Origin of the sequence: Burkholderia anthina (assembly GCF_001547525.1) — a bacterium.
GTDB classification, from domain to species: Bacteria; Pseudomonadota; Gammaproteobacteria; order Burkholderiales; family Burkholderiaceae; genus Burkholderia; species Burkholderia semiarida.
This window is the reverse complement of record NZ_CM003768.1, coordinates 1353782-1373989: the sequence shown is the minus strand read 5'-3', so window position 1 is coordinate 1373989 and position 20208 is coordinate 1353782. Positions and strand designations below refer to the sequence as shown.

The following is a 20208-nucleotide window of genomic DNA, read 5'->3' as shown; positions in this document are numbered from 1 at the left end:
TCATGCCGTCACCTCGTCGCTCACGTCGTTCGTCACCGGCACGCCGCTGATCGGGCGCAGCCACGCGTCCGGAATCCATCCGGTCTTGAGCTCGCACGGCCGAAACGTGACAACGTCCGTCGCCGGGATCGGCGTGGGCGCCTCGACGTACCAGCAGAAGCCAAGGTGCAGGTAGTCGCCGTATGGCGCCTTCACCTCGACGATGCGGTCGCGGGCTTCGCCACGCGTGATCACGGCCATGTCGCCGACTTTGCAGTTCATCGCCCTTCCCCCATCAAAGCGCCGGCCGCGACCGGGCCGGCAGTGTTGCGAAATGCACGGTTGTGGTCGTCCCACCACGGGCCGTCGCCCGCGGCGTCGAACACGCGCAGCTTGAAATCGAACGGAGGTTCGTCGCGGCCTTGCTCGATGCCGAGCGTGCCGCCGTGCTCGACGATGCCGGTCCACGAGCGCCACCAGTCGCCTACGGAGCACGTCCCAGGCACCGGCTTCGCGGCGCGCGCGGCGAGCAGGTCGCCGAGGATCAGCTCGAGCAGGCCGAGGTTCAGCGGCTGCTCGGAGCGCTCGCGCTCACGGCGCTTGCGTCCCGTGGCGATCGCCGCACGCAGGTCGTCGACCGTCACGCCGCGCCCGGGCCAGCTCGCCAACCGCGTGTCATCGGCGGCGAAGCCGACGCCCGACGAGCGAAGGATTTCGACGAAGGCGGCGGCGGCGATCGGCGCATCGCCCCCTACTGCCTGTGCTGTGCCGCCGCCGCTTGCTTTTAGGTTTACTTCTCCCTCTCCCTGTCCCTTGGATGCTGTTTCCCTAGGGACGTCCTGAGGGACAACTTCGGTCTGTCCCGGTGGACATTTGCCCTTTGTCCCCGGGGACATCTTCTTTTTGTCCCTGGGGACAGGATCGTGGTAATCGGGGGACAAGAACTCTTCGAGCGTGGGGAATTCGATCTCTGTCCCGTGTCGCTGGTTGTGCTTCTTGATGCGCGCGCACTCGGTTTTGTAGCGCTGCTCGTGCTTCGCGGCCCAAGCGTCGCGTGCCTTCTCGGCGACGACGGGGTGATACAGCCGACCGTCAGCGCACTTGATCCAGCCACGCAGCGCGCCGGTGCGCACCTTCCGCCACTCGGCGACGACGCGGCCGTAGCCGGCCAACTGCGCGAGCACGCGATCATCATCAGGAAGCGACGCTGCCGGCACCTGGTGCCATGCCGCGCACCAGAGCAGCACTGCCGCGCGGAACTCTTCAGCTGTGGACAGCGCGGCGATGTCGCTGTCGCGAAGACGCACGACATCGAGCGGCATGAACGCGAACGTCCGCAAGTCACATGTCGCGTCGGTGAGAGGATTCGGGACGTCATTCATTCGCAAAGTCCATACGCCGAGGCGCATGCGGCCGCCGGCTCGGCGTCCGCGAGAAGGTCGTATTGCCGGCCGCCGCGAGTCGTTTTCGACCACTCGACGACCTGATGCACTGTTGTGGCTTGGCCCGAATGCCCCGCCGTGCCCATGTGGAAAAATGAGACGGGGCTCAAGGGTCGACATACCTCCGAAACTAGGCTCTCCCACGCGGCGATGCGCTCGATGTGCTCGGGGAACCGGCGCGCGATCTCACGCAATTCGAGCTTCCCTGCGTTGATGCAGGGCATGCACCCGACGCGCGTCATGCCTTCGCGGTACAGCGGATTCGCGGCGATGCCAGCGGCCGCGTGTGCATCGAATACGTCCGCAACGTTCCAGCGCAGAATCGGTCGAAACACGGCGTAATGACCACCGCGCCATTCGTAATTCGGAAGCCACCTGCGCGCCTCGCTCTCGTCCGCGCGAACGCCCTGCCACGACTCGACGAAATACCCCGCGTCGATCTGATCCAGCGCGTATTCCGTCAAGGGATTCCGCTTCAAGTATTCAGTGCAGAACTGCCGCTTCCGGGACGGGAAGCCACCACGCACCATGCAAAGGTCAAGGAACGGATTCCCGGTCGGGTGCAGCAGGTCTAGCGCGCGAGCGGCCGCCTCGGGCGTCCACGCGTACATGAACTCGCGCTTGCCGTACACGGATGATTCCGGCTCGCCGGCGGCGATCCGCGCGAGGTTCGCGCGCTTCGTGGCAAATTCGTCGGTGAAGTCGGCGCGGACCACGTCGACGGCGATTCCCAGCGCGCGCGGTAGGTATTCGAGCGCGTATTCGTACGTCGACTCGTGCTCGTTGCCGGTGTCGGCGAATACGGCACGGACATTCTCGTGGCCGTGCAGCTCGAGCGCGACGAGCAGCGTCGCGGTGCTGTCCTTCCCGCCCGACAGCGAAGCGACGTGGAGGGTCGGCCGGTCCATCACGACACCTCCAGCACGAGACCGGGCTGGCGCAGGCGATCGCGCTGCAGCGGTTCGTAGTCGGGGTTCAGCTCGCAGCCGAGAAAGCGCCGGCCCAGCCGCTGCGCAACCTGGCCGACAGTGCCGCTGCCGAAGAACGGATCGAACACGACGTCGCCCGGGCGGCTGCCGGCGAGCACGCAGGGCTCGACGAGCGATTCGGGGAAGGTCGCGAAGTGCGCACCGCTGTACGACTGGGTCGGGATCGTCCAGACGGAACGCCGGTTACGTTCAGTCGGCATGATCGCCATCGCGTCGTCGAAGCTGCCGTTGTTCTTCGTCCCGCTGCCGTCGTTGGCCAGCTTACGCGTCACGCGACCGCGGCTGCGCTCGTCGGCGTCGGTGCCGTGGCCCCAACCGACGCCGCGGGCGACGGCCTTCATATTCCCGTTCGTCTTCGCTCCGCCGTTCGCACGCTCGCTGCCGATTTGAGCCTGCACGTTTTGCGACAGGCGCGCATGCGTGTTCGGGCTGACCGGTTCGAGAATCGCTTCTTGGTCGAAGTAGTATTTCGGGCCCTTGCTGAGCAGGAACAGGTATTCGTGCGCCTTCGTGCAACGGTCGCGCACGCTCTCCGGCATGGGGTTGGGCTTGTGCCAGATGATGTCCTGACGCAGATACCAGCCGGCGTCCTGCAGTGCGAACGCCAAGCGCCACGGCTGGCCGACCAGATCCTTCGGCTTCAGGCCGTCGACGCGCACGTCCGAGCGCGGTACCGGCGCGTCATCGCGTCGCCGGCTCGCCGTCATGCTCGTACGAGCCTTCCGCGACTCAGCCTGGTTGCGCCGCGTGCCCTGCAGCGTGGAACCAATATCCGGCCCGCTGCGCGATCCGGCATAGCTGTCGCCCATGTTCAACCAGAGCGTGCCATCGTCGGCGAGCAGCTCGCGCGCGAGGTCGAACACGCCGACCAGCGTGTCGATGAATTCGCGCAGCGTCGGCTCCTGGCCGATCTCGCGATGCTTGTCCGGGTGGCCGTCGGGAAGGTACGAGCGCAGGCCCCAGTACGGCGGCGACGTCACGATCGTCTGCACGCGCACGCCGTCGGCGATCATCGCGCGCATCAGGTCGCGGCAGTCGCCGCGGTGGGAGTGGTCGATCCAGTTCACACCGCCTCCCGTGCGATATGCGGCAGCGGCTCGGCAGCCGACTCGATCGCAGCCTGAATGCGCTCAAGCTGCTGACGGAGCCGCTTGACCTCGGAATCGAGGCAGACGCGCCGCGCGGCTTGCTTGCAGGCGCTGGCGATCTGCCACGCTCCTGCACTCGCCGGCAGTCCAAGCGCGTGCGCGAGCTCGATGCGTGCGCCATCGATCTGCGCCGCATCGCGCTCCGCATGCTGCTTCGCCCGATCGAGGATCAGGCGCCGTTCGTCTTCCGCCTCTTCGGCCAGGTTCTCAAGGCGCTCGGTGGCCACCTTCAGTCGGCGCTCCGCGTTCAGTCGATCCCGGACAGCATCTGCGACGACGTCGCCGAGGCGCGCGCGAAGCTTTTTTTCGAGCGTCCATTCATTGCACAGACCGGCGCGCAGCTGCTCGTAGCTTTGGTCCGCGAGCCGCGCCATGCCGTCGATGATGAGCTTGATCCACGCGTCGCGCGGCAGGTTCTCCATGTTCTTCAGCGTCGGCCCCTTCAGCGAGCGCCAACCGTCCGGGCCGCGCACGATCAGCCCGCAGCCCGCCGGGATGTCCTCTTTCTTCAGCAGCCCGGCCGGCGCAGCGAAGATCACGCCGGCGGCGAACCGCAGGTAGGAGGTCCACTTCCCCGCCGTCACGTCGCGGCGGAAGTCGGCGACACTGATCTTGCATTCGTAGGCGACAGGCTGGAATCGCGCGAACGAGCACGGCACTGTGTAGACGTCGGGCCGCGGCGAGCCGGCCGGCCCGAGTTGCATGTCGGTCCATACGAGGCGATCGGATGCGCCGCGAAGATGCGCGGCGAGATCCTTGGCGAGGTCATCGTGCGCCCACGTCATGCCGCCTCCAGTGCCAGTTCAACGGTTTCCGGCCGAATCCCTGCCTCCCAATCGAAAACCCTGTACGGCCGCGGGCAGTCGTTCGCCGCCGCCCAGCCGCACCCCCACTGCCGCACGAAGCGCGCGAGCGGGCCGCGCAGCGGGTTCTCGTGAAATGGGATGCCTGCGCGCGCGGCGCGCCAGCCAGCGCGGAACGCCGCGCGCTCGAACAGTTCGGTCAGCACGAGCCGCCCTCCTTCGCGTTGTCGATCGGCGCCGCCTCGGGTCGCACGCGCTCGAGCATCCAGAGCTGGTCCGGACGGAACGCGAGATAGTCCTGCGGGGGATCGCGGAAGATGAAAAGGTGCTTTTCCTCGACGAGGCCGAGGTAGGTCATGGGCCGTCCGAGCTTGCGGACGAAGTCCTTGCCGATGTCGCGCCGGCTGATCGTGACCGTCATGCCGCCACCTGCCGCTGGCCGAAAGCCTGCTGGACGAACTCGCCGATCGCCTGCTGGCTCAGCCGGCGGTATTCCTCGATTGCCTTCCGCTCCTGGATGGCGAGCCATTGCCGCGGGTAGTCGCAGCCGCTGAACATGCAGAACAGGTGCAGTTTCGTCGCGGGAAATGGACGGCGGCCGGCGATCAGATCACCGAGATGCGGATAGTGGATCTTCGATTTCTTCGCGAGCGTCTTTCGATCGAAGCGCGTGACGCCAATCTCGAGTGCCTTCGCCAGGCACTCCTCGAACGTCATAGCCTCGATCTCGCTCTCGGGAAGCGTGGCGGCCGGCGTCCACAGCGCAAACATCCTGATTTCTGGCTGGTTCATACGAAAAATCAATCGTTACCCAGTTGATTACCCACTTGCTTACCCAGTTGGCGCCGGGGCGAAATAACGGCCAGGACAACACCTGGCCGAATGCGAAAAAGAGATGCGAACCACCGCTATGCGAGAATCGAAGATCTTCCCTTCCTCAACCACCACACAACGGGGTTCGCATGGCCATCAACATCTATTTCCGTTACACCGATCGCGCCCAGAAGACCATCAACGAACCAGGCGGCAATCCGGAATTCCTCACCTCTCCGACCGATCCGTTCCCGAACACCGGCGATGTCGTCGATTTCGAACTTTCTACGGGACCAAGAGCCTTTGTGGTCGTTGGCCGCCAGTTCGTCTACCGGAAAGATGCGAGCGCGCTGCACGTGTATCTCGATCTACCTCCGGAAGAAAAAGACGGCGATTTCAATCCGGAGCTTTGGACGAAGCTCGGGGAATAACCTCATCGACGCCATACGCGATCGCGGTGTTCAGCCTCGATACCTGGATCACCATTGCTCGAATCAGCTGCCCGACAATTTCCTTCCCCTCGTCGGGCGGCAGATTCTTGTTCGCGATCACCTCGCAGAGAGTCGCGGTCATGATCTCGACCTGGCGGTCGGTGATGCGCGGCAGCTTCCGCACATGCGTCGGCCGCGGTGGCGGCTCGGTGATATCGGATATAGGTTTCACTTCGCCTCCTTGGGCGCACGCGAGGGTTTTAGGTAGCTCACGCCCCCTCCTTGGCCGCCTCGGCACATCGTTCCGCGTGCAGTTCCGCGACCCGATTTGCAATCGTGTAGGACACTCTCGAGCCGCGAGCGCCCCGGAGAAGTGCGGAAATGAGCGATTGCGAGCACGGAACAAGGCCCGCTAGCTGAGATTGGGTAAGTCCCGATCCAAGGAGGTCGGCGACTGCACGTTGGATGTCCATGGCCCAGTATCACATTTGTGTTTGCTTTGGTCAACACAAATCGAATGGTCCGTTCTATTACGATTGTGATATGTACACGCTAGCCGACAGACTTAAATGGGCGAGAGCCCGAGCCGGCCTATCCCAAGAGGAACTGGGCGCCAAGGCAGGCGTTTCCCAATCGACGATTGGGAATCTGGAAGCGGGTACGCGCAACAGCGCACGCCGCCTTCCTCAAATTGCCGACACGCTCGGCGTGAGTGCCCTATGGCTCGCCGAGGGGAAAGGTAAACCGACGTCGGATGCCGATACCGCGGAAAGCTACGATTCCGCGCTAGTCACCGCGAGCGCAGGCGCGAAGGCGCTAATTGACGCGATCCTCAAGGCAGACAAGGCTGGCGAGCCGGCACAAACATTCGCCCTGATGCTTCGGATGCTTCCGAATCCGGACGAGCCATTTCGCCTGGAAGAGCCTCCCCGCTGATTGGCGTCAAATTCCAGTCATTCAAGAGCGCCCGTCGCCGCACGGTGACGCGACCCGTTACAGCGCCACGGGCCCAAACTCCAGGCCCCTGAAGTTCTACCAGCCAGTCGTGCTGATCGTCTAAGCACCGTTCAACTACCCGCACCAGAAGCCCGATTCGATCGGGCACCCCGCATTTCGTCACGATCGCCAAATCCCCGGGCTTGCACCGCAGTCGCGCCTTCACTTCTTCTTTCATCAGTCGCCTCGCCTGTCAGCACCAAATACTGTATGAATGTACAGTAGTTTAGTACCAGATCCGGGCGACTTTCAACTGGTGTCAGCAACTGCTTAATCCCGGGGCGTTTCCGCGACCCTCACGTCCCGTTGTTACAAACTTTTCCTGTCTAAATCACATTTGTGTTGACTGTGACAAATCACATATGTGATTATTCGTTCAACGCGGCACCGACGCCGCGCCACCGCCCTAGCGGATCGCTCTTTAGACGGATCGGCAGTAGTCATGCCGGCATCGTGAAAACAATCTGGACAGCCGGGACCGCAGTATGGGAGCAACCGGCCGGCGCGATCCGCGTCGTGAGTCAGGACAGGCGCAGCGCGCTAGGCCGAAGTTTGGCTACCGCTTGCAGGCTTGAACGAACCTGACACAAGACAGCCAGCACCACGTGACCGATGGCGTCGTAATCGGCACAAACCTCGCGCGACCCGGAGCCGGCGCGGCCGGGAGTAGTCGGGCGCGCGAGTGATGCAGTTCTGACCGGTGGCGGTTCGTCTTCTGAGGCGTCACCAGTGAGAGCTGCACACGCAGCATCGAAGTTCAAGACCGTAATTTGCTTAGCAATACTACTTTCATTGGAGGGCGCTATGCACACTCCTCGACCTCATCACCACAACATACGCACCCTGCCCGTGCGGGTCGACCGACACGCCAACCAGCTGCAGGCCGCGGCCGACGATGCAGCGCTCGAGCGCGACGAGCGCAACGAAGCAATCGCCGAAGGCGTCACGTTCGACGTGCTGCCGTTCTCGACTGAGCAGATCGCCGTGCTCGATGCCGCGCTGCGTCGCGGCCGAATCGAGGACGTGTACGAGGTCTGGAATGTCTGCAAGGAAGCGCTCGACGCGGAAATCGCGCAGCGCATCGCCGACGCTGATCTCGCCGCCGCCGTGCCGCGTTTCGCGAACGTCTACTGCTCGAGCTGCGGCCAGAAGTTCGGGCCGGGCAATGCCGGGTTTTCCAGCTGCAACGGACACTTCGGGCGCCGGGCGCGCGCCGACTGACCAACCCAAGGAGAAAGCCATGGGATTCACGCCCTATATGGAACGTCCGCTGAATGGCGGCACGCAAAAACTCTATCGCTTCGAAAACGGATTCGGCGCGAGCGTGGTGCAACACGAATTCAGCTACGGCGGTGATCGCGGCGAGTGGGAACTCGCCGTGATCAAGTTCAACGGCGATTCGTGGCATCTCGAATATGGGACCGAAATCACCGATGACGTTATCGGCAATCTCGCCTGGAACGGGGTTGAGGATCTGCTTTCTCGGATCAACGAATTGCAGCCGGCCTGATCAACTGCTCCCGCTACAGGAGAAAGACATGCGAATCACTTTCGAGATGGTCACCACCAAACGAACCGTGTGCTGGATCGACCCGGGGACGGGCAAGAAACGCCAGAAGACCCGGCGTTTCGAGCAAACCGTGAACCCGTTCAATCGTGACGCCTTGGGCCGTCCGAAGGACCGGCGCGCCATCTGCGCCGAAGTGAACCGCGAGGCTGATCTCTGGAAGCTCCAGGCCGAGAACGACATCCGCAACGGGGTTTATCCCACGGCCTGACCAACCGCGCCCGCTACGGCGGGCAATCTGACCCAAGGCCGAAACCGCCCGCCGCAGAGCATCGCGGCGAGGTCGCAGCGTGTGGCGCTGCCTGACGATGGCCGTCAGTACCGCGAAGAGGATCGAAATGGACAACACGAAGCATGGCGGCCCGGCGTTTCCGGAAGTTCCCGGCGACTGCAACGGCTATGAAGGCAAATCTGGTATGACGCTGCGCGACTACTTCGCCGCACATGCACCCGACGTGCCGGACGATTTCGGCTGGGCGACCGGTGAAACCGACTCGTGGCAGCGGCGCACGCGCTGGAACTACCACTACGCCGACGCCATGCTCCGCGCGCGAGGTGCCTGACATGAACGAGAACAAGCACTCGGTCGGTCAAGCCTGGCTGCAGCGCGCGAAGGAACTGGCGCAGGAGCGGGCCGATTCGAGCTTCGCTTACGGCGAGCTGCCGTCGGATGCCGGCGATAGTGCGTCGGCTGATGCCTATGCGCGCTCGCTCGCGGCCGATCGGTCGCTCGACGCGCACCTTCAACCGATGGCGCACCTGATCGATGCGTTGCACCTGGTCGCGTCGAAGACCGTGCTGACGTCTGGCATCCGCGCCGTTGTCGACGACGCGCTGGCGAAGGCGGGTTTCCGCGCTCCCATGCCGGTGTCCGATCCCGTTCGCCACATCACCATCGCCGGAGTCGACCGATGAGCACCCTCAAATCCCCCGTCCAATGCGGCGACCTCGCCGAAAGGCTGATCGCCGACTACGTGCGCAACTGCGGCGCATACGGAAATCCCGATGCGCTCGCGAACGTGATGGAAATGCTGATCAGCAAGGCGGCGCTCGGCATTGCCATGGTTGGCAGCGAGGCGATCGCGCATCAGATCCTCAATCGCACGAAGCACAACGTCGCGACGTTTGCTGAACGGAACCTACGGAGGAATCACTGATGCGAGTTTCCCTCAACAGCCTATCGCCTGTATCGCGCAATTACAAACGATCACCTGTATCGCGTCTGCGCTACGTAATCGAAGGATCGGCGTGGGCGGCGGCATACGGCGTCGTGATCGGCGCGCTCTGGTTCGGCGCTGACCTTGCTGGCCCCTACCTGCGGAGCCTCGGATGAGCAATCAGTTCTATCTCCAAGACAGCCGCGCCTACGTAGGAAACGACGTTTTGTGGTGGGCCGAGAAAGGCTGCGGCGGATACACAACCGATCTGCGGAAGGCGCGCCTGTTCACGCGCGAAGAAGCCCAAGCGAAGCACAACGCCCGCGAGACTGACATCCCGTGGCCCAAGGAATACATCGATTCCAAGACCCGCCCCGCTGTCGACATGCAGTACATCGATCGCAATGAGGCGCTGTCTGGTACTGGCATCAAGCTGATCGAGCCACCGAAGCCGCGTGCCTTTCGCGTGAATTGCGTCGGCTGTGGCAGGTTTCTGCGAGATGCCGACCGCTATTCACAAGACTGCCCGCACTGCCGAACAGACAACCGACCATGACGCCGTTCGATTACCTGGGCAATCTGCTCGAACGCCTATACGAGTGGAATCCCATAGTTGGCTACCTCGCCGCGCTCGCAATTGCGGCCGCGTGCACTTTGATTGTCGCCGGACTCAACGCCGATGGATCTTCGGCCGCGTCCATTTTTGTGAGGCCCGCATGAGCCGCTTCACCGATCACGCCGACCTCTTCGAGCGGCGGCACCCGCGCGCCGCGCGCGTCCTCGTCGTCGCGATCCTCGTCGCGGTCGCTCTTCTTGCTGTCGCCGTCGACGGCATCGCCAAGCACTTCGGCATTCTGTAACGCCACCGAGCCGCACCGCCTCGCATTCCGCGAGACGCTGTCTCCACCCGCCCCGTTGAATCCAGTGCCACCGCGCCGCGAGTTTGCGCGCTGCCGACGCACGCCCCGATCCCTCTATCAGGAGCAACCGAGATGAAAACCATCGACACCCTGCCCGTCGAATCCTCGCAGATCCACAGCATCGGCTACGACGCTGAATCCGAAACGCTTGCGGTCCGGTTCAAGGATCGCAAGACCGGCGCGCGGACGTCGCTGTATCACTACGCCGACTTCACGCAGGCCAACTTCGACGCGCTCAAGACGGCCGACTCGATCGGCTCGCACTTCTACAAGCACATCAAGCCGTTCCCCGAGCGCTTCCCGTACGTGTGCATCGAGCAGATGCCGGCGGCCGAGCCGGCCGTCGTCGAGGGTGAAGCATGACCACCGCGACAATCGTAGCCCTTTGCCAGTGCGGCTGCGGCCGGCCGACACGGGTTGCGCCCGTCAACGATCGTTCGAAGGGATGGATCAAGGGCCAGCCGCTGAAGTACCTCAAGGGCCATGGCATCGGCAAAGCGGCGGCCGCGAAGACGGCAGCGGCGATAGGAAATCGCACGTTCAGCACGCAAGGCTATGTGGTCGTGCGCGTCGCGGCAAACACGCGGCGTTACGAACACATTCTCGTCGCCGAGGCGGCGCTTGGCCGCCCTCTGCGCAGTCTTGGCCCCGGCAATCCAAACACCGAGGTAGTGCACCACATCAACGGCGTGAAGAGCGACAACCGCCCTGAAAACCTGCTCGTGTGCACTCACGAGTATCACGTCGCTCTGCACCACCGCCTCTCGAATTCTCCGGCATGGCCGGAGTTCGCACCGGTCTCACGCCCGGGCTTTGGAGCTCAACGATGATCACCCCGTCGATCTTTCGTGTCCGTGCGTCAGCATGGGCCTCGCTATTTGAATGCGCATACCGCTTTGAAGCAATCCACATCCTCGGCATGCGCAACGTCGTGGGGCTACGCGCCGCGCTCGGTACCGCGATCCACGCCGGCACGGCCGCCTATGACCAGAGCGTGCTTGACGGCTCCGGCCTGACCATCGACGACGCGGCTGGCGCATTCATCGACAAACTCTACGACCCATCGAACGAGTACAACCCGGAGAGCGACGATCTCAACCTGCAGGAGGCCGAGCGCATCGGAATCTCGCTCACGACGAAGTACTGCCTCGAGATCACGCCGAGGTACGAATTCGTCGCGGTCGAGATGGAAACAAAGCCGCTCGACATCGACTGCGGCGGTGGAATCGTGATCCGCCTCACCGGCACGATGGACCGCGCACGAGTCCGGCGCACAGCGCTCGGCCCCGGCATTGCCGATCTGAAAAGCGGGTCGAAGGCTGTCGCCCAAGGTGTCGCGGTGACGAAGGGTCACGGGCCGCAGATCGGCACCTACGAGATGCTCTACGAGCACACGACCGGCGAGCTGATAGCCGATACAGCCGAGATCATCGGGCTCAAAACGAAGGGCAAGCCAGAGGTCGCGACCGCCCCGGTCAAGAACGCGAAGCGCGTGATGATCGGAACCGAGGAAACGCCCGGCCTGATCCAGTTCGCGGCCGACATGTTCCGATCTGGCCGCTTCTACCCCAACCCGAAATCGCTGTTGTGCGACAAGAAATACTGCCCGCGCTACGGCACCTGCCAATTCCACGAATAACCGAGGTATCCATGTCCACGCCCACAACTCTCGAATCCGTCCGCTCGCCGTTGCCGCGCGAGGCCACCCTCCCCGCCGTCGCGCCCGGCTTCGGCTCGCTGCAATCGTTCGAGCTGATGCAGCGCGCGGCGAACCTGTTGGCGTCGTCGACGCTTGTGCCTGCCGCGTACCGCAAAACGATCGAGAAAACCAATCGCTACGGTGAGGTCACCGAATCGCGCGAGAACCCGAACGCGATTGCGAATGCCGTCGTCGCGCTGAACATGGCGCAACGCATGGGCGCAGACCCCCTGATGGTGATGCAGAACCTGTACATCGTCGAGGGACGGCCGTCCTGGTCGTCGCAGTGGATCATCGCGGCCGTGAACGGTTGCGGACGCTTCTCCCCGCTGCGTTTCGACATCCGCAAGCTCGGACGCAAGACGGTGCCATACGTGACGTTCGAATGGAGCGGCCCGAGCGGCAACCGCTCGCGCACCGAGAAGCGCCAAGACGTGGAGATCGAGGATATCGAGTGCATCGCCTGGGCGCTCGAGCGCGGAACCGACACGCGCCTCGAATCGCCGCCGGTGTCGATCGAGCTCGCTGTGAAGGAAGGCTGGTACACGAAGAACGGCAGCAAGTGGCAGACGATGCCCGAAGTAATGCTTCGGTACCGCAGCGCGTCGTTCTTCGGGAAGCTGTACGCGCCCGAGCTACTGATGGGCCTGACGAGCGTCGAGGAAGTGGCGGATATCGTCGACGTGCACGAAGACGGCAGTTACTCGGTCAACCGCTCGACGCTCGACGAGCTGCGAGCCGGCCGCGCGCAGCCGGCCGAGGAAGTCTCGCGCGCCACGCCGGCGCAAACCGGTCCCGCCACCGAATCGCGCGAAAACGCCGCGCCGCCGTCGGACGCGCCCGCGGATCCCGTCGACGACCAGGGTGAACCGAGCGATGACGATGACGGCGCCCAAGGCGGCTTCGACTTCGATGTCGCCGGACTCGTGCGCGGCATCCGCGAGGACATCGAAAGCGCGAAATCTCCCGAAGACCTCGACCTCGCTCGGAGCGCGATCAGCGGTGTGCCCGATGAAACCGCCAAGGCCGAACTGAACGCCCTCGCCTCGGCGCGCATGCGCGCTATCACCGCCGCAACTGAGCAGGCGGCCGCCGGCAAAGCAGCCGCCCAGACTACCACGCCGGCCGGCCGCCGGCCGCGCGGCCCGATCAACGCCGACTAACCCGCCACTACCGCCGCCAAGGATTTCGACATGACCGACAAAAACGTACTCCAGATGACCGCCGAATCGATCGGCAAAGACCTGCTCTCCGCGCTCGTCACCGAGATCAAGCTCCTGCCGGACATGTGGGTCAAGCTGTCCGAGAAAAAGCAGAACGACGTCATCGATCGGCTGAAGGCGCGCGTCGAGCACAACGTGAAGATGGCGACGCACCTGATCGCTAGCGATGGCCGCATCGTCGTTCAGGGCGACCTCGACCAGATCACGATCAAGGACGGCGTCAAGGCGGTCGTGAAATTCGGCGGCTCCCAACCGAACCTGCACGAGTTGTACGAGGCGAGCGGAAAAGCCGTCCTGGTCGTCGTCGCAAACCCCGACGAGCACACCGGCGGCATGGACGAGATCCGCGGCGAATCCGATCAGCGTGGGTTGGACCTCGGCCGCGAGTACACCGACCAGGACGGCGACGGCATGGACGGGCGGCGCCCGAACGGCGACGACGTCGTCGACGCCGAATTCCGCGAAGTGCCGAAGCTCGGCGACGGCCCGACGCAAGCGCAACTCGACGAGCAGCATCAGGCCGGCCGGCAAGCGGCCGCCGACGGCAAACCGGAAAGCGAGTGCCCGGTGATGGCCGGCGAGCTGTGCATCGCATGGGTGAAGGGCTGGAAGGAGTGGCACGAGGAACAAGCCGCCTCCGGCAACGAGGATCCGCTGTACGCCCAAGTCGAAGCGTTCGTGATCGAGCAGCAGAAAGTGACGATTTCGAGCGTACAGCGCCAGTTCAAGATCGGCTACAACCGCGCCGCGCGGCTGGTCGAGTTGCTCGAAGCGAAGGGCATCGTCAGTGCGATGGATTCGGACGGCGGCCGCACGGTGCTGCGGCCGCGCCGACCGCAGGGAGAGGAATCGTGAAAATCACCGACATCTACGTGGCGAACGTTCTCGGGATCCGCACCGCGGACGTCCGGCTCGCGAAACCCGTCGCCCTCTTCACTGGCCCGAACGGTGCCGGCAAAAGCAGCTTGCAGGAAGCCGTACGCATGGCGCTCACCGGTGACACCGTGCGCGTCGCGCTGAAGAAGGAGTACGGCTCGCTCGTTACCGAGGGGGCCGACGGCGGCCAGATCGTGGTCGCATGCGGCGAGCAGGCGAACAGCGTCATGCTGCCGTCCGGCAAGCTCAAGCGCGAACTCGCCGAGGATCCGCGCCTGCCGCTGGTCCTCGACGCGCACCGGTTCGCGCACCTCGGCGCGGCCGAGCGCCGGGCGTTCCTGTACGACCTGATGGGCGTGAAGATCGGCGTCGACGAAATGCGGGCCCGGCTGCTCGATAAGCTTGGGTTCCGCGCCGATGCGGTGCCGGCGCCGGCCGCCGCGCGGCTCGCGGCCATCACGCCGATGTTGCGTGCCGGCTTCGAAGCTGCGCAGAAGGAAGCCGCCGATCGCGCGCGCGGCGCGAAGCAGTCGTGGCGCACCGCGACCGGCGAAACGTACGGCAGCCAAAAGGCCGCCACCTGGCGCCCGGCGGCGGTCGAGTTCGACGAGGCAGCATTGCGGAAGCTCACGGGCGACCGCGCGGCGCTCGACGACCGGATCGGCGAACTGCAGCAGCAGATCGGCGCAGCCGACGCGGCCGACACCGCGGCCCGTGCGCGCGCGTCGAAAATCGCGGACCTGCGCACGCGCGCCGCCGGCTACGCGAAGGCGGTCGAGCTCGCGCAGCTCGCCGACGAGCAGGTCGCTGAATTCCTGCCCAAGGTCGAAGCGCTTCGTGTGCTCGCCGGCGCGGCGCCGGCCGGAACAGAATGTTCGTGCCCGGAATGCGGCGCGCTCCTGCGCTACCTCAACGGCGTGCTGTCGGCGGCGGCCGCATCCGGCGCGCGCGACGCTGACGCGGCCGCAAAGCTGCCCGAGTACGAGCAGGGCTTGAAGACGCTGCAAAACGCGGCCGCCAACCGCAAACGCGACGTCGAAGCGGCGGACGCGGCCGCGACGCAGCTGCGCGCACACGAAGACGATGCGGAGGAAAGCGGCGCGGCCGCCGCACGCGAGAGCGGCGACGCCGCTCGCTCGGAACTGGCCGACCTCCACCGCCGCCGAAAGCAGCTCGACACCGACATCGCGACGCTTCGCGAAATCGAGCGGCGCGCCGCCGGCGCTGCCGATCTGGCGAAGCAGGCCGCCGCGCTGCACGAAGACGTCGTCGCGTACGAGGCGATCGCCGACGCGCTCGCGCCGAATGGCATCCCGGCCGACCTGCTCAGCGAAGCGCTGACGCCGATGAACGAGCGCCTCGTCGCGCTCGCCGAGATGTCCGAATGGGCCGACGTGACGATCACGCCTGAGATGGAGATCTTCGCCGACGGGCGCGCCTACGCTCTGCTGTCCGAATCGGAGCGCTGGCGAGTCGACGCGCACATCGCCGCGGCGATCGGCCACTTCTCGGGCCTCAAGCTGCTCGTGCTCGATCGCGCCGACGTCCTGGTCGGCCCGGAGCGCGATCGGCTGCTCTACTGGCTCGACGACCTCGCATACACCAATCAGATCGACACGGCGCTCGTGTTCATGAGCCTGAAAACGCCACCCGGCGGCCTGCCCGAGGCCATCGAAGCATTCTGGGTCGAGGGCGGTCAGGTCGCGCCGGCCGCGCAGCGTGCAATCCGGGAGGCAGCGTGAGAGAGGACATCGAGAAGTATCTCGCCGCGACATCGGAAGCCACGGCGAAGGCCGTGGCGACGGGAACCGGGCTCCCGCATCTCGACGTGACGAAGGAGTTGAACCGGATGCTCGGCGAGGCGATCGTCGAACGCGAGAAGCGGGCCGGCGGCGGCAACGAGTACGTGTACTGGCTCGCGCGCGCAGTGCAGCAGGCCACGCCGGCCGGCGACGCGCCGCCGGCCAACGCAGCGCCGGCGCTGGTATCGGTCGGCCTTGTCGAGGAGTCACTGGACCCGAACGCCCGCGTCATCGACGTCGCGCGGATCATCGCGGACCTGCGCGCCGACGTCGAGCGCCTCACCGCCGAGCGCGACGCTGCGCAGCAACGAGCCGACACGTGGCGCGCGAATACCGCGGCACTCGAAGCGCGCATCGACGAGCTGACGCTCGGGCCGGTCGGCGCGAGCGCACCGTTGTTCGTGACGGTCGGCAGGTATTGCAAGCCGAAGCGCCACACGTCGCTCGAGAAAGCACAGCGCCGCGGCAGCGCACTCGTGCGCAGCGAGAAGGAATCCGAGGTGCTCGTACTCGAGCCAGTCGGCCGGATCGTGCGCGGCACGCAGTGGATGCCCCGATAGCAGCACCGCCGCGCGCCTTCCGTGCCCCGGATTGCGCGGCGCATTCGGGCGGCTCGCACAGCGCCCATTTTTTCGATCTGGTCATGAAAAAGACGAAAACACCGTGGAATCCATCACGGCGCGCGACCGCCCGGGTCAAAAACCCTCTGCCGGCTCCGACGAAATGCCCATACGACGGCGGCCCTGTCGAGATCGTGAACAACTCAGCGATCTACGGACGCGAGTATGGCGAGTGGCCGTGGGCGTTCCTGTGTCGTTCCTGCCGGGCGTATGTCGGCCTGCACCCCTTCACCAAGATTCCTCTCGGCACGCTGGCCGACGAGCCGACTCGTGACGCACGGAAGCGCGCGAAAGCCGCCTTCAACCCGATCTGGCAGTCCGGCGGCATGACGCGCACCGACGCATATATCTGGCTGGCTCGGCAGCTCGGCATCGCGAACCACGAGGAATGTCACATCGGCTGGTTCGACGTCGCGACATGCGAGCGCGTCGTGGCCGTCATTGAACAGGAGTATCCCCGATGACCGATACGCAAGACCCGCTCTGGTGTGCGCTCGCGCGCCTCGAACACGCCGAGCTGAGCGACGACGAACGCAACCTGCTGCGGCCGGCGTTCGCCGCTATGCACGGCAGCCACGCAATTCGCATCCCCGAGGACATCGTGAAGTTGATTCGACACCTCGACGCGACGCTGCCGAAAGCGCTGGAGACCCGCCATGTTGCTTGACAAGATCGGCGGCGCCGACGCCGCGTTTCGCGGTCAGATCGAAAACCTGTACTGGGGCGGCAAGGTCGGCTGCCAGCCGCATCCCGTGCGCCACTACGGTTGCGACGTTCTGCCGAATGGTTGGACCGAGATCTCGTGGGATGAATTCGCAAAGTCATCGTTCTTTCGCTACTCGCCGATCGCGACTGGGTGGTCGCGCACCGTCCTCGGCGACGCGCGAATGTTCTTCATGCACGACCAGATCAGCTACGCGCTGATCGGCGATTACTGGGGCGGCACCGTGAGAGTTTTCCGGTTCGGGTGCAAGCATGTGATGGACCGGAAGAACGTCGGAAACTGCATGAATCAGTACACCTGTACGAAGTGCGGGTTCAGCGAAACCATCGACTCATCCGACTGACCATCCCCGTCTCAACGACAGAGTAACCCGGCGCGGCTTACCTCGGACTGCGCGGCCTTGAAGGGGCGCCGAACTTCGGCGCCCTTCTTTTTTCCGATTCTCCCTGTGGCACCTATGGACAATCAGCGCGTATACAACAGCTTCGGTTTCTGCTGCGGCCTCGGCGGCGGCGCCAAGGGCTTCACCAAAGCCACCTCCCGGGTCGGCAACATGACCGCGACGTGGCGCTGCATCGGCGGCATCGACAACGATCCGGCGGCCGCGCGCGACTTCGAGATGCTGGTCGGCACGCCGTGCACGGTCATGGACCTTTTCACGCGCGAGCAGTACACCTCGTTCCACGGCGCCGAGCCGCCGCCAAGCTGGCGCGAGGCCACACCCGAAGACGTGCGCCGCGCCGCCGGCTACCAGCATCCGCACTGCGTGTTCATCTCGTCGCCGTGCAAGGGTGCGTCGGGCCTGCTATCGGAGACGCTCAGCCGCACGCCGAAGTACCAGGCACTCAACGAACTGACGCTGCGCTGCGTGTGGCTGATGTGCGAGGCATGGAAGGACGATCCGGTCGAGCTGATCGTCTTCGAGAACGTCCCGCGCCTCGCGACGCGCGGCCGCCACCTGCTCGACCAGATCGGCCAGATCCTGCGGCACTACGGCTACGCCGTGAACGAAACGACGCACGACTGCGGCGTGATCGCCGGCCTCGCGCAGAGCCGCAAGCGCTTCCTGCTCGTCGCGCGGCACATGGAAAAGGTGCCGGCGTGCCTGTACGAGCCGCCGGCCAAGCGCCTGCAGGGCGTTGGCACACTGCTCGGCCGCATGCCGCTGCCGGGCGACGTCGAGGCCGCCGGCCCGATGCACCGCGTGCCGTCGCTGCAGTGGAAAACGTGGGTGCGCCTCGCGTTCGTCGAGGCAGGCAGCGACTGGCGCAGCCTGAACAAGCTCGCGGTCGAGAACGGCCACCTGCGCGACTACCTGATCGTGCCGGACATGCACAACGGTGTGCTCGGCGTGAACCGCTGGGAGGAGCCGTGCGGCGTCGTGGCCGGCGCGAGCCGCCCGGGCAATGGCACCTTTTCGGTTGCCGACCCGCGCGGGCCGGCTGACGCGGCGCAATACCAGCAGTACGGCGTACTCGACTGGAACGACCACGCCGGCACGATCACCGGCCAGAAGTCGCCCGGGCAAGGCACCTTCAGCGTCGCGGACCCGCGGACGGGCGTGAAGCACAACAACTGCTTCCGCATTGTGCCGTTCGACCAGCCGGCAGGTGTGGTCACGGGCGGCACCGGGCCGAGCGCCGGCGGCCAGGGTGTCGCCGACCCGCGGCCGCCGGCCGGCCCACTCTTCAGCAAGTACAAGGTGACCGAGTGGGCCCGCCACGCCGGCACGGTCATCGGCGGCGATGACCAGGGCGCGTACGCGGTCGCCGATCCGCGCCCGGGCATGCGCCGCGAGCGCGGCGACGCGTACCTGACCGGCGGCCATTACGGCGTAGTCGGTTGGCATCAGCACACCGGCGCGGTGTCGGCCGCCGCCGGCCACGACAACGGGCGTTGGTCCGTCGCAGATCCGCGCATGCCCGCTGCGAACGAGAAGACCGTCGCCGTAATCCGCGCGCTCGATGGCACCTGGCACCGGCCGTTCACCACGCTCGAGCTGGCCGTGCTGCAGTCGCTCGTCGATCCTGAACAGATCTGGATCGATGCGGAGGAGGCCGACTGGCGGCGAAAGCAAATCGCGGCGACCGGCAATGTGTTCGCGGGTGCGTTCGCGTTCAAGCTCGACGGTGAAAGCGACCAGGCATGGCGCGAGCGCATCGGCAACGCCGTGCCGCCGGACGCCGCGCAGGCGATCGCCGAAGCGATGGGCACCACGCTGCTGCTCGCTGAATCCGGCGAGACGTTCCAACTGTCGTCGACACCGGTCTGGGTGCGCCCGATCGCGATCGCACTCACCGTAGCGCCGCAGACCTTCTGATTCGGAGACGCCTGATGCCCTGCACACCGTTTCGCCTTCCCGGCGGCATGTCCGGAATCATCTGCACGCGAGGTCGCAAGCGCGAGCGTCGCTGCTCGGTCGACGGCTGTGACGCGCCGAGCGACTTCCTGTGCGATTTCCAGACGAAGCCGGGCAAGACATGCGACCGGCACCTGTGCGCGGTGCATGCGCATCTGGTCGGCGCCGATACCCACTTCTGCCCTACGCACCTCGCAGAGTCGAGCGGCAAAAAACAGGGCGACCTATTCGCATGACCATCGAGGCTCACACCATGACCCATCACTCGAACTTGTCCGCTCGGCTGCTGATCGTTGCTGCACTGCTTGGCAGCATCGCGGTAACTGCCGGGTGCTCTGATGCCGACGTGGCATCGAAGAATCTGTCGGCGGCCGCCGACAACTTCGAGATCAACCGCCGCATCGTGTTCTACAACGGTTTCACTGGCGAGTACATGCTCACCATCGAGGGCCTTTGCTCGAAGGACAACTCCAGCACCGACACGAAGCTCGCGATCATCTGCAAGACCGGGCCGAACGAATACAAGAAGCACTTCCTCGGACTGTCGAACAACGTGACGTACTTCATCGAGCAGCTCGAGCCCGCTCCCGCGAGCACCTACCACTACAAGGTGGTATTCAAGCCTTCGGTGATCGTGCCGGATATCTCCGTCAAGTGAGG

The 20208-nt window shown here is 65.1% G+C and carries 33 protein-coding genes; 24 read left to right on the top strand and 9 right to left on the bottom strand.

Annotated elements, in window-relative coordinates:
- The 8 genes from WS64_RS06390 to WS64_RS06355 are packed head-to-tail and all read right to left on the bottom strand — an operon-like array spanning position 1 to position 5153.
- Positions 1 to 261, bottom strand: coding sequence for a hypothetical protein (locus WS64_RS06390; protein ID WP_060966027.1), 261 nt, complete (start codon positions 259 to 261; stop codon positions 1 to 3).
- Positions 258 to 1361: a DUF1376 domain-containing protein gene (locus WS64_RS32435; protein ID WP_244166574.1), complete on the bottom strand. Its 1104-nt coding sequence runs from the start codon at positions 1359 to 1361 to the stop codon at positions 258 to 260. The genes WS64_RS06390 and WS64_RS32435 overlap by 4 nt, the downstream gene beginning before the upstream one ends.
- Positions 1358 to 2332, bottom strand: a complete 975-nt coding sequence (locus WS64_RS06380; protein ID WP_208606848.1) for a phosphoadenosine phosphosulfate reductase domain-containing protein — start codon at positions 2330 to 2332, stop codon at positions 1358 to 1360. Before WS64_RS06380 ends, WS64_RS32435 begins: the two co-directional genes overlap by 4 nt.
- Positions 2329 to 3477, bottom strand: a complete 1149-nt coding sequence (locus WS64_RS06375; protein ID WP_060966025.1) for a DNA-methyltransferase — start codon at positions 3475 to 3477, stop codon at positions 2329 to 2331. The genes WS64_RS06380 and WS64_RS06375 overlap by 4 nt, the downstream gene beginning before the upstream one ends.
- A complete protein-coding gene (locus WS64_RS06370; RefSeq protein ID WP_060966024.1) occupies positions 3474 to 4343 on the bottom strand; it encodes a hypothetical protein in 870 nt (289 codons plus the stop codon). Before WS64_RS06370 ends, WS64_RS06375 begins: the two co-directional genes overlap by 4 nt.
- Positions 4340 to 4567: a hypothetical protein gene (locus WS64_RS06365; protein ID WP_060966023.1), complete on the bottom strand. Its 228-nt coding sequence runs from the start codon at positions 4565 to 4567 to the stop codon at positions 4340 to 4342. The genes WS64_RS06370 and WS64_RS06365 overlap by 4 nt, the downstream gene beginning before the upstream one ends.
- A complete protein-coding gene (locus WS64_RS06360) occupies positions 4561 to 4782 on the bottom strand; it encodes a hypothetical protein (RefSeq protein WP_060966022.1) in 222 nt (73 codons plus the stop codon). The genes WS64_RS06365 and WS64_RS06360 overlap by 7 nt, the downstream gene beginning before the upstream one ends.
- On the bottom strand, positions 4779 to 5153 hold the full coding sequence (locus tag WS64_RS06355) for a hypothetical protein (protein ID WP_059584259.1): 375 nt from the start codon (positions 5151 to 5153) through the stop codon (positions 4779 to 4781). Before WS64_RS06355 ends, WS64_RS06360 begins: the two co-directional genes overlap by 4 nt.
- Before the next feature lie 170 nt (positions 5154 to 5323).
- Between WS64_RS06355 and WS64_RS34210 the strand changes: the two genes are divergently transcribed.
- A complete protein-coding gene (locus WS64_RS34210; protein ID WP_155720399.1) occupies positions 5324 to 5605 on the top strand; it encodes a hypothetical protein in 282 nt (93 codons plus the stop codon).
- Here the strand turns inward: WS64_RS34210 and WS64_RS06350 are convergent.
- Positions 5571 to 5837 carry a hypothetical protein gene (locus WS64_RS06350; protein ID WP_155720398.1) on the bottom strand — a complete coding sequence of 89 codons (267 nt, stop codon included), beginning with the start codon at positions 5835 to 5837 and terminating at the stop codon, positions 5571 to 5573. The genes WS64_RS34210 and WS64_RS06350 overlap by 35 nt on opposite strands.
- Positions 5838 to 6076: 239 nt before the next feature.
- Between WS64_RS06350 and WS64_RS06345 the strand changes: the two genes are divergently transcribed.
- The 23 genes from WS64_RS06345 to WS64_RS06255 all read left to right on the top strand — a co-directional run bounded on the left by WS64_RS06345 (position 6077) and on the right by WS64_RS06255 (position 20206).
- A complete protein-coding gene (locus WS64_RS06345) occupies positions 6077 to 6541 on the top strand; it encodes a helix-turn-helix domain-containing protein (RefSeq protein ID WP_244166573.1) in 465 nt (154 codons plus the stop codon).
- Between the two features lie 864 nt (positions 6542 to 7405).
- Complete coding sequence (locus tag WS64_RS06340; protein ID WP_060966019.1) at positions 7406 to 7822, top strand: hypothetical protein; 417 nt, start codon at positions 7406 to 7408, stop codon at positions 7820 to 7822.
- A 19-nt stretch (positions 7823 to 7841) separates the two neighbouring features.
- Positions 7842 to 8111: a hypothetical protein gene (locus WS64_RS06335; protein WP_059638739.1), complete on the top strand. Its 270-nt coding sequence runs from the start codon at positions 7842 to 7844 to the stop codon at positions 8109 to 8111.
- A gap of 28 nt (positions 8112 to 8139) precedes the next feature.
- Complete coding sequence (locus WS64_RS06330; protein ID WP_060966018.1) at positions 8140 to 8379, top strand: hypothetical protein; 240 nt, start codon at positions 8140 to 8142, stop codon at positions 8377 to 8379.
- Positions 8380 to 8506: 127 nt separating this feature from the next.
- Positions 8507 to 8731: a hypothetical protein gene (locus WS64_RS06325; protein ID WP_155720397.1), complete on the top strand. Its 225-nt coding sequence runs from the start codon at positions 8507 to 8509 to the stop codon at positions 8729 to 8731.
- A 1-nt stretch (position 8732) separates the two neighbouring features.
- A complete protein-coding gene (locus tag WS64_RS06320; protein ID WP_060966016.1) occupies positions 8733 to 9083 on the top strand; it encodes a hypothetical protein in 351 nt (116 codons plus the stop codon).
- Positions 9080 to 9325 carry a hypothetical protein gene (locus WS64_RS06315; RefSeq protein ID WP_060966015.1) on the top strand — a complete coding sequence of 82 codons (246 nt, stop codon included), beginning with the start codon at positions 9080 to 9082 and terminating at the stop codon, positions 9323 to 9325. The genes WS64_RS06320 and WS64_RS06315 overlap by 4 nt, the downstream gene beginning before the upstream one ends.
- A gap of 172 nt (positions 9326 to 9497) precedes the next feature.
- Positions 9498 to 9881: a hypothetical protein gene (locus WS64_RS32430; protein WP_081103785.1), complete on the top strand. Its 384-nt coding sequence runs from the start codon at positions 9498 to 9500 to the stop codon at positions 9879 to 9881.
- The gene (locus tag WS64_RS34860; RefSeq protein ID WP_167351612.1) at positions 9878 to 10045 is read left to right on the top strand and encodes a hypothetical protein; all 168 of its coding nucleotides are present in this window, start codon (positions 9878 to 9880) and stop codon (positions 10043 to 10045) included. The genes WS64_RS32430 and WS64_RS34860 overlap by 4 nt, the downstream gene beginning before the upstream one ends.
- Complete coding sequence (locus tag WS64_RS34855) at positions 10042 to 10185, top strand: hypothetical protein (RefSeq protein WP_167351611.1); 144 nt, start codon at positions 10042 to 10044, stop codon at positions 10183 to 10185. Before WS64_RS34860 ends, WS64_RS34855 begins: the two co-directional genes overlap by 4 nt.
- A gap of 132 nt (positions 10186 to 10317) precedes the next feature.
- Complete coding sequence (locus WS64_RS06310) at positions 10318 to 10608, top strand: KTSC domain-containing protein (RefSeq protein WP_059638742.1); 291 nt, start codon at positions 10318 to 10320, stop codon at positions 10606 to 10608.
- Complete coding sequence (locus WS64_RS32425; RefSeq protein ID WP_081059087.1) at positions 10605 to 11075, top strand: HNH endonuclease signature motif containing protein; 471 nt, start codon at positions 10605 to 10607, stop codon at positions 11073 to 11075. The genes WS64_RS06310 and WS64_RS32425 overlap by 4 nt, the downstream gene beginning before the upstream one ends.
- Positions 11072 to 11884, top strand: coding sequence for a RecB family exonuclease (locus WS64_RS06305; protein ID WP_060966014.1), 813 nt, complete (start codon positions 11072 to 11074; stop codon positions 11882 to 11884). The genes WS64_RS32425 and WS64_RS06305 overlap by 4 nt, the downstream gene beginning before the upstream one ends.
- An 11-nt stretch (positions 11885 to 11895) precedes the next feature.
- On the top strand, positions 11896 to 13107 hold the full coding sequence (locus WS64_RS06300) for a prolipoprotein diacylglyceryl transferase (RefSeq protein WP_060966013.1): 1212 nt from the start codon (positions 11896 to 11898) through the stop codon (positions 13105 to 13107).
- A gap of 30 nt (positions 13108 to 13137) precedes the next feature.
- On the top strand, positions 13138 to 14022 hold the full coding sequence (locus WS64_RS06295) for a DNA translocase FtsK (RefSeq protein ID WP_060966012.1): 885 nt from the start codon (positions 13138 to 13140) through the stop codon (positions 14020 to 14022).
- On the top strand, positions 14019 to 15785 hold the full coding sequence (locus WS64_RS06290; RefSeq protein WP_060966011.1) for an AAA family ATPase: 1767 nt from the start codon (positions 14019 to 14021) through the stop codon (positions 15783 to 15785). The genes WS64_RS06295 and WS64_RS06290 overlap by 4 nt, the downstream gene beginning before the upstream one ends.
- Positions 15782 to 16405 (top strand): hypothetical protein, encoded by a 624-nt coding sequence (locus tag WS64_RS06285; protein ID WP_060966010.1) that lies wholly within the window; start codon positions 15782 to 15784, stop codon positions 16403 to 16405. Before WS64_RS06290 ends, WS64_RS06285 begins: the two co-directional genes overlap by 4 nt.
- Before the next feature lie 83 nt (positions 16406 to 16488).
- On the top strand, positions 16489 to 16929 hold the full coding sequence (locus WS64_RS06280) for a zinc-finger-containing protein (RefSeq protein WP_059638748.1): 441 nt from the start codon (positions 16489 to 16491) through the stop codon (positions 16927 to 16929).
- Positions 16926 to 17132, top strand: coding sequence for a hypothetical protein (locus WS64_RS06275; RefSeq protein ID WP_060966009.1), 207 nt, complete (start codon positions 16926 to 16928; stop codon positions 17130 to 17132). The genes WS64_RS06280 and WS64_RS06275 overlap by 4 nt, the downstream gene beginning before the upstream one ends.
- Entirely contained in the window at positions 17125 to 17532 is a 408-nt protein-coding gene (locus WS64_RS06270; protein ID WP_155720396.1) for a hypothetical protein, read from the top strand. Before WS64_RS06275 ends, WS64_RS06270 begins: the two co-directional genes overlap by 8 nt.
- Before the next feature lie 114 nt (positions 17533 to 17646).
- Positions 17647 to 19509, top strand: a complete 1863-nt coding sequence (locus WS64_RS06265) for a DNA cytosine methyltransferase (protein WP_059638751.1) — start codon at positions 17647 to 17649, stop codon at positions 19507 to 19509.
- A 14-nt stretch (positions 19510 to 19523) separates the two neighbouring features.
- Positions 19524 to 19784 (top strand): hypothetical protein, encoded by a 261-nt coding sequence (locus WS64_RS06260; protein WP_060966008.1) that lies wholly within the window; start codon positions 19524 to 19526, stop codon positions 19782 to 19784.
- A 110-nt stretch (positions 19785 to 19894) separates the two neighbouring features.
- A complete protein-coding gene (locus WS64_RS06255; RefSeq protein WP_244166572.1) occupies positions 19895 to 20206 on the top strand; it encodes a beta-sandwich lipoprotein in 312 nt (103 codons plus the stop codon).
- Positions 20207 to 20208 lie beyond the last annotated feature (2 nt).

Bases quoted from the DNA above. Each gene is read 5' to 3' on its own strand.
- WS64_RS06310 (WP_059638742.1), top strand. From the start codon at position 10,318: ATGAAAACCATCGACACCCTGCCCGTCGAATCCTCGCAGATCCACAGC.
- WS64_RS06315 (WP_060966015.1), top strand. From the start codon at position 9,080: ATGAGCACCCTCAAATCCCCCGTCCAATGCGGCGACCTCGCCGAAAGG.
- WS64_RS32435 (WP_244166574.1), bottom strand. From the start codon at position 1,361: ATGAATGACGTCCCGAATCCTCTCACCGACGCGACATGTGACTTGCGG.
- WS64_RS06280 (WP_059638748.1), top strand. From the start codon at position 16,489: ATGAAAAAGACGAAAACACCGTGGAATCCATCACGGCGCGCGACCGCC.
- WS64_RS06360 (WP_060966022.1), bottom strand. From the start codon at position 4,782: ATGACGGTCACGATCAGCCGGCGCGACATCGGCAAGGACTTCGTCCGC.
- WS64_RS32430 (WP_081103785.1), top strand. From the start codon at position 9,498: ATGAGCAATCAGTTCTATCTCCAAGACAGCCGCGCCTACGTAGGAAAC.
- WS64_RS06305 (WP_060966014.1), top strand. From the start codon at position 11,072: ATGATCACCCCGTCGATCTTTCGTGTCCGTGCGTCAGCATGGGCCTCG.
- WS64_RS06300 (WP_060966013.1), top strand. From the start codon at position 11,896: ATGTCCACGCCCACAACTCTCGAATCCGTCCGCTCGCCGTTGCCGCGC.
- WS64_RS06275 (WP_060966009.1), top strand. From the start codon at position 16,926: ATGACCGATACGCAAGACCCGCTCTGGTGTGCGCTCGCGCGCCTCGAA.
- WS64_RS06390 (WP_060966027.1), bottom strand. From the start codon at position 261: ATGAACTGCAAAGTCGGCGACATGGCCGTGATCACGCGTGGCGAAGCC.
- WS64_RS06335 (WP_059638739.1), top strand. From the start codon at position 7,842: ATGGGATTCACGCCCTATATGGAACGTCCGCTGAATGGCGGCACGCAA.
- WS64_RS06345 (WP_244166573.1), top strand. From the start codon at position 6,077: ATGGCCCAGTATCACATTTGTGTTTGCTTTGGTCAACACAAATCGAAT.
- WS64_RS34210 (WP_155720399.1), top strand. From the start codon at position 5,324: ATGGCCATCAACATCTATTTCCGTTACACCGATCGCGCCCAGAAGACC.
- WS64_RS06260 (WP_060966008.1), top strand. From the start codon at position 19,524: ATGCCCTGCACACCGTTTCGCCTTCCCGGCGGCATGTCCGGAATCATC.
- WS64_RS06355 (WP_059584259.1), bottom strand. From the start codon at position 5,153: ATGAACCAGCCAGAAATCAGGATGTTTGCGCTGTGGACGCCGGCCGCC.
- WS64_RS06370 (WP_060966024.1), bottom strand. From the start codon at position 4,343: ATGACGTGGGCGCACGATGACCTCGCCAAGGATCTCGCCGCGCATCTT.
- WS64_RS06325 (WP_155720397.1), top strand. From the start codon at position 8,507: ATGGACAACACGAAGCATGGCGGCCCGGCGTTTCCGGAAGTTCCCGGC.
- WS64_RS34855 (WP_167351611.1), top strand. From the start codon at position 10,042: ATGAGCCGCTTCACCGATCACGCCGACCTCTTCGAGCGGCGGCACCCG.
- WS64_RS34860 (WP_167351612.1), top strand. From the start codon at position 9,878: ATGACGCCGTTCGATTACCTGGGCAATCTGCTCGAACGCCTATACGAG.
- WS64_RS06295 (WP_060966012.1), top strand. From the start codon at position 13,138: ATGACCGACAAAAACGTACTCCAGATGACCGCCGAATCGATCGGCAAA.
- WS64_RS06330 (WP_060966018.1), top strand. From the start codon at position 8,140: ATGCGAATCACTTTCGAGATGGTCACCACCAAACGAACCGTGTGCTGG.
- WS64_RS06320 (WP_060966016.1), top strand. From the start codon at position 8,733: ATGAACGAGAACAAGCACTCGGTCGGTCAAGCCTGGCTGCAGCGCGCG.
- WS64_RS06340 (WP_060966019.1), top strand. From the start codon at position 7,406: ATGCACACTCCTCGACCTCATCACCACAACATACGCACCCTGCCCGTG.
- WS64_RS32425 (WP_081059087.1), top strand. From the start codon at position 10,605: ATGACCACCGCGACAATCGTAGCCCTTTGCCAGTGCGGCTGCGGCCGG.
- WS64_RS06265 (WP_059638751.1), top strand. From the start codon at position 17,647: ATGGACAATCAGCGCGTATACAACAGCTTCGGTTTCTGCTGCGGCCTC.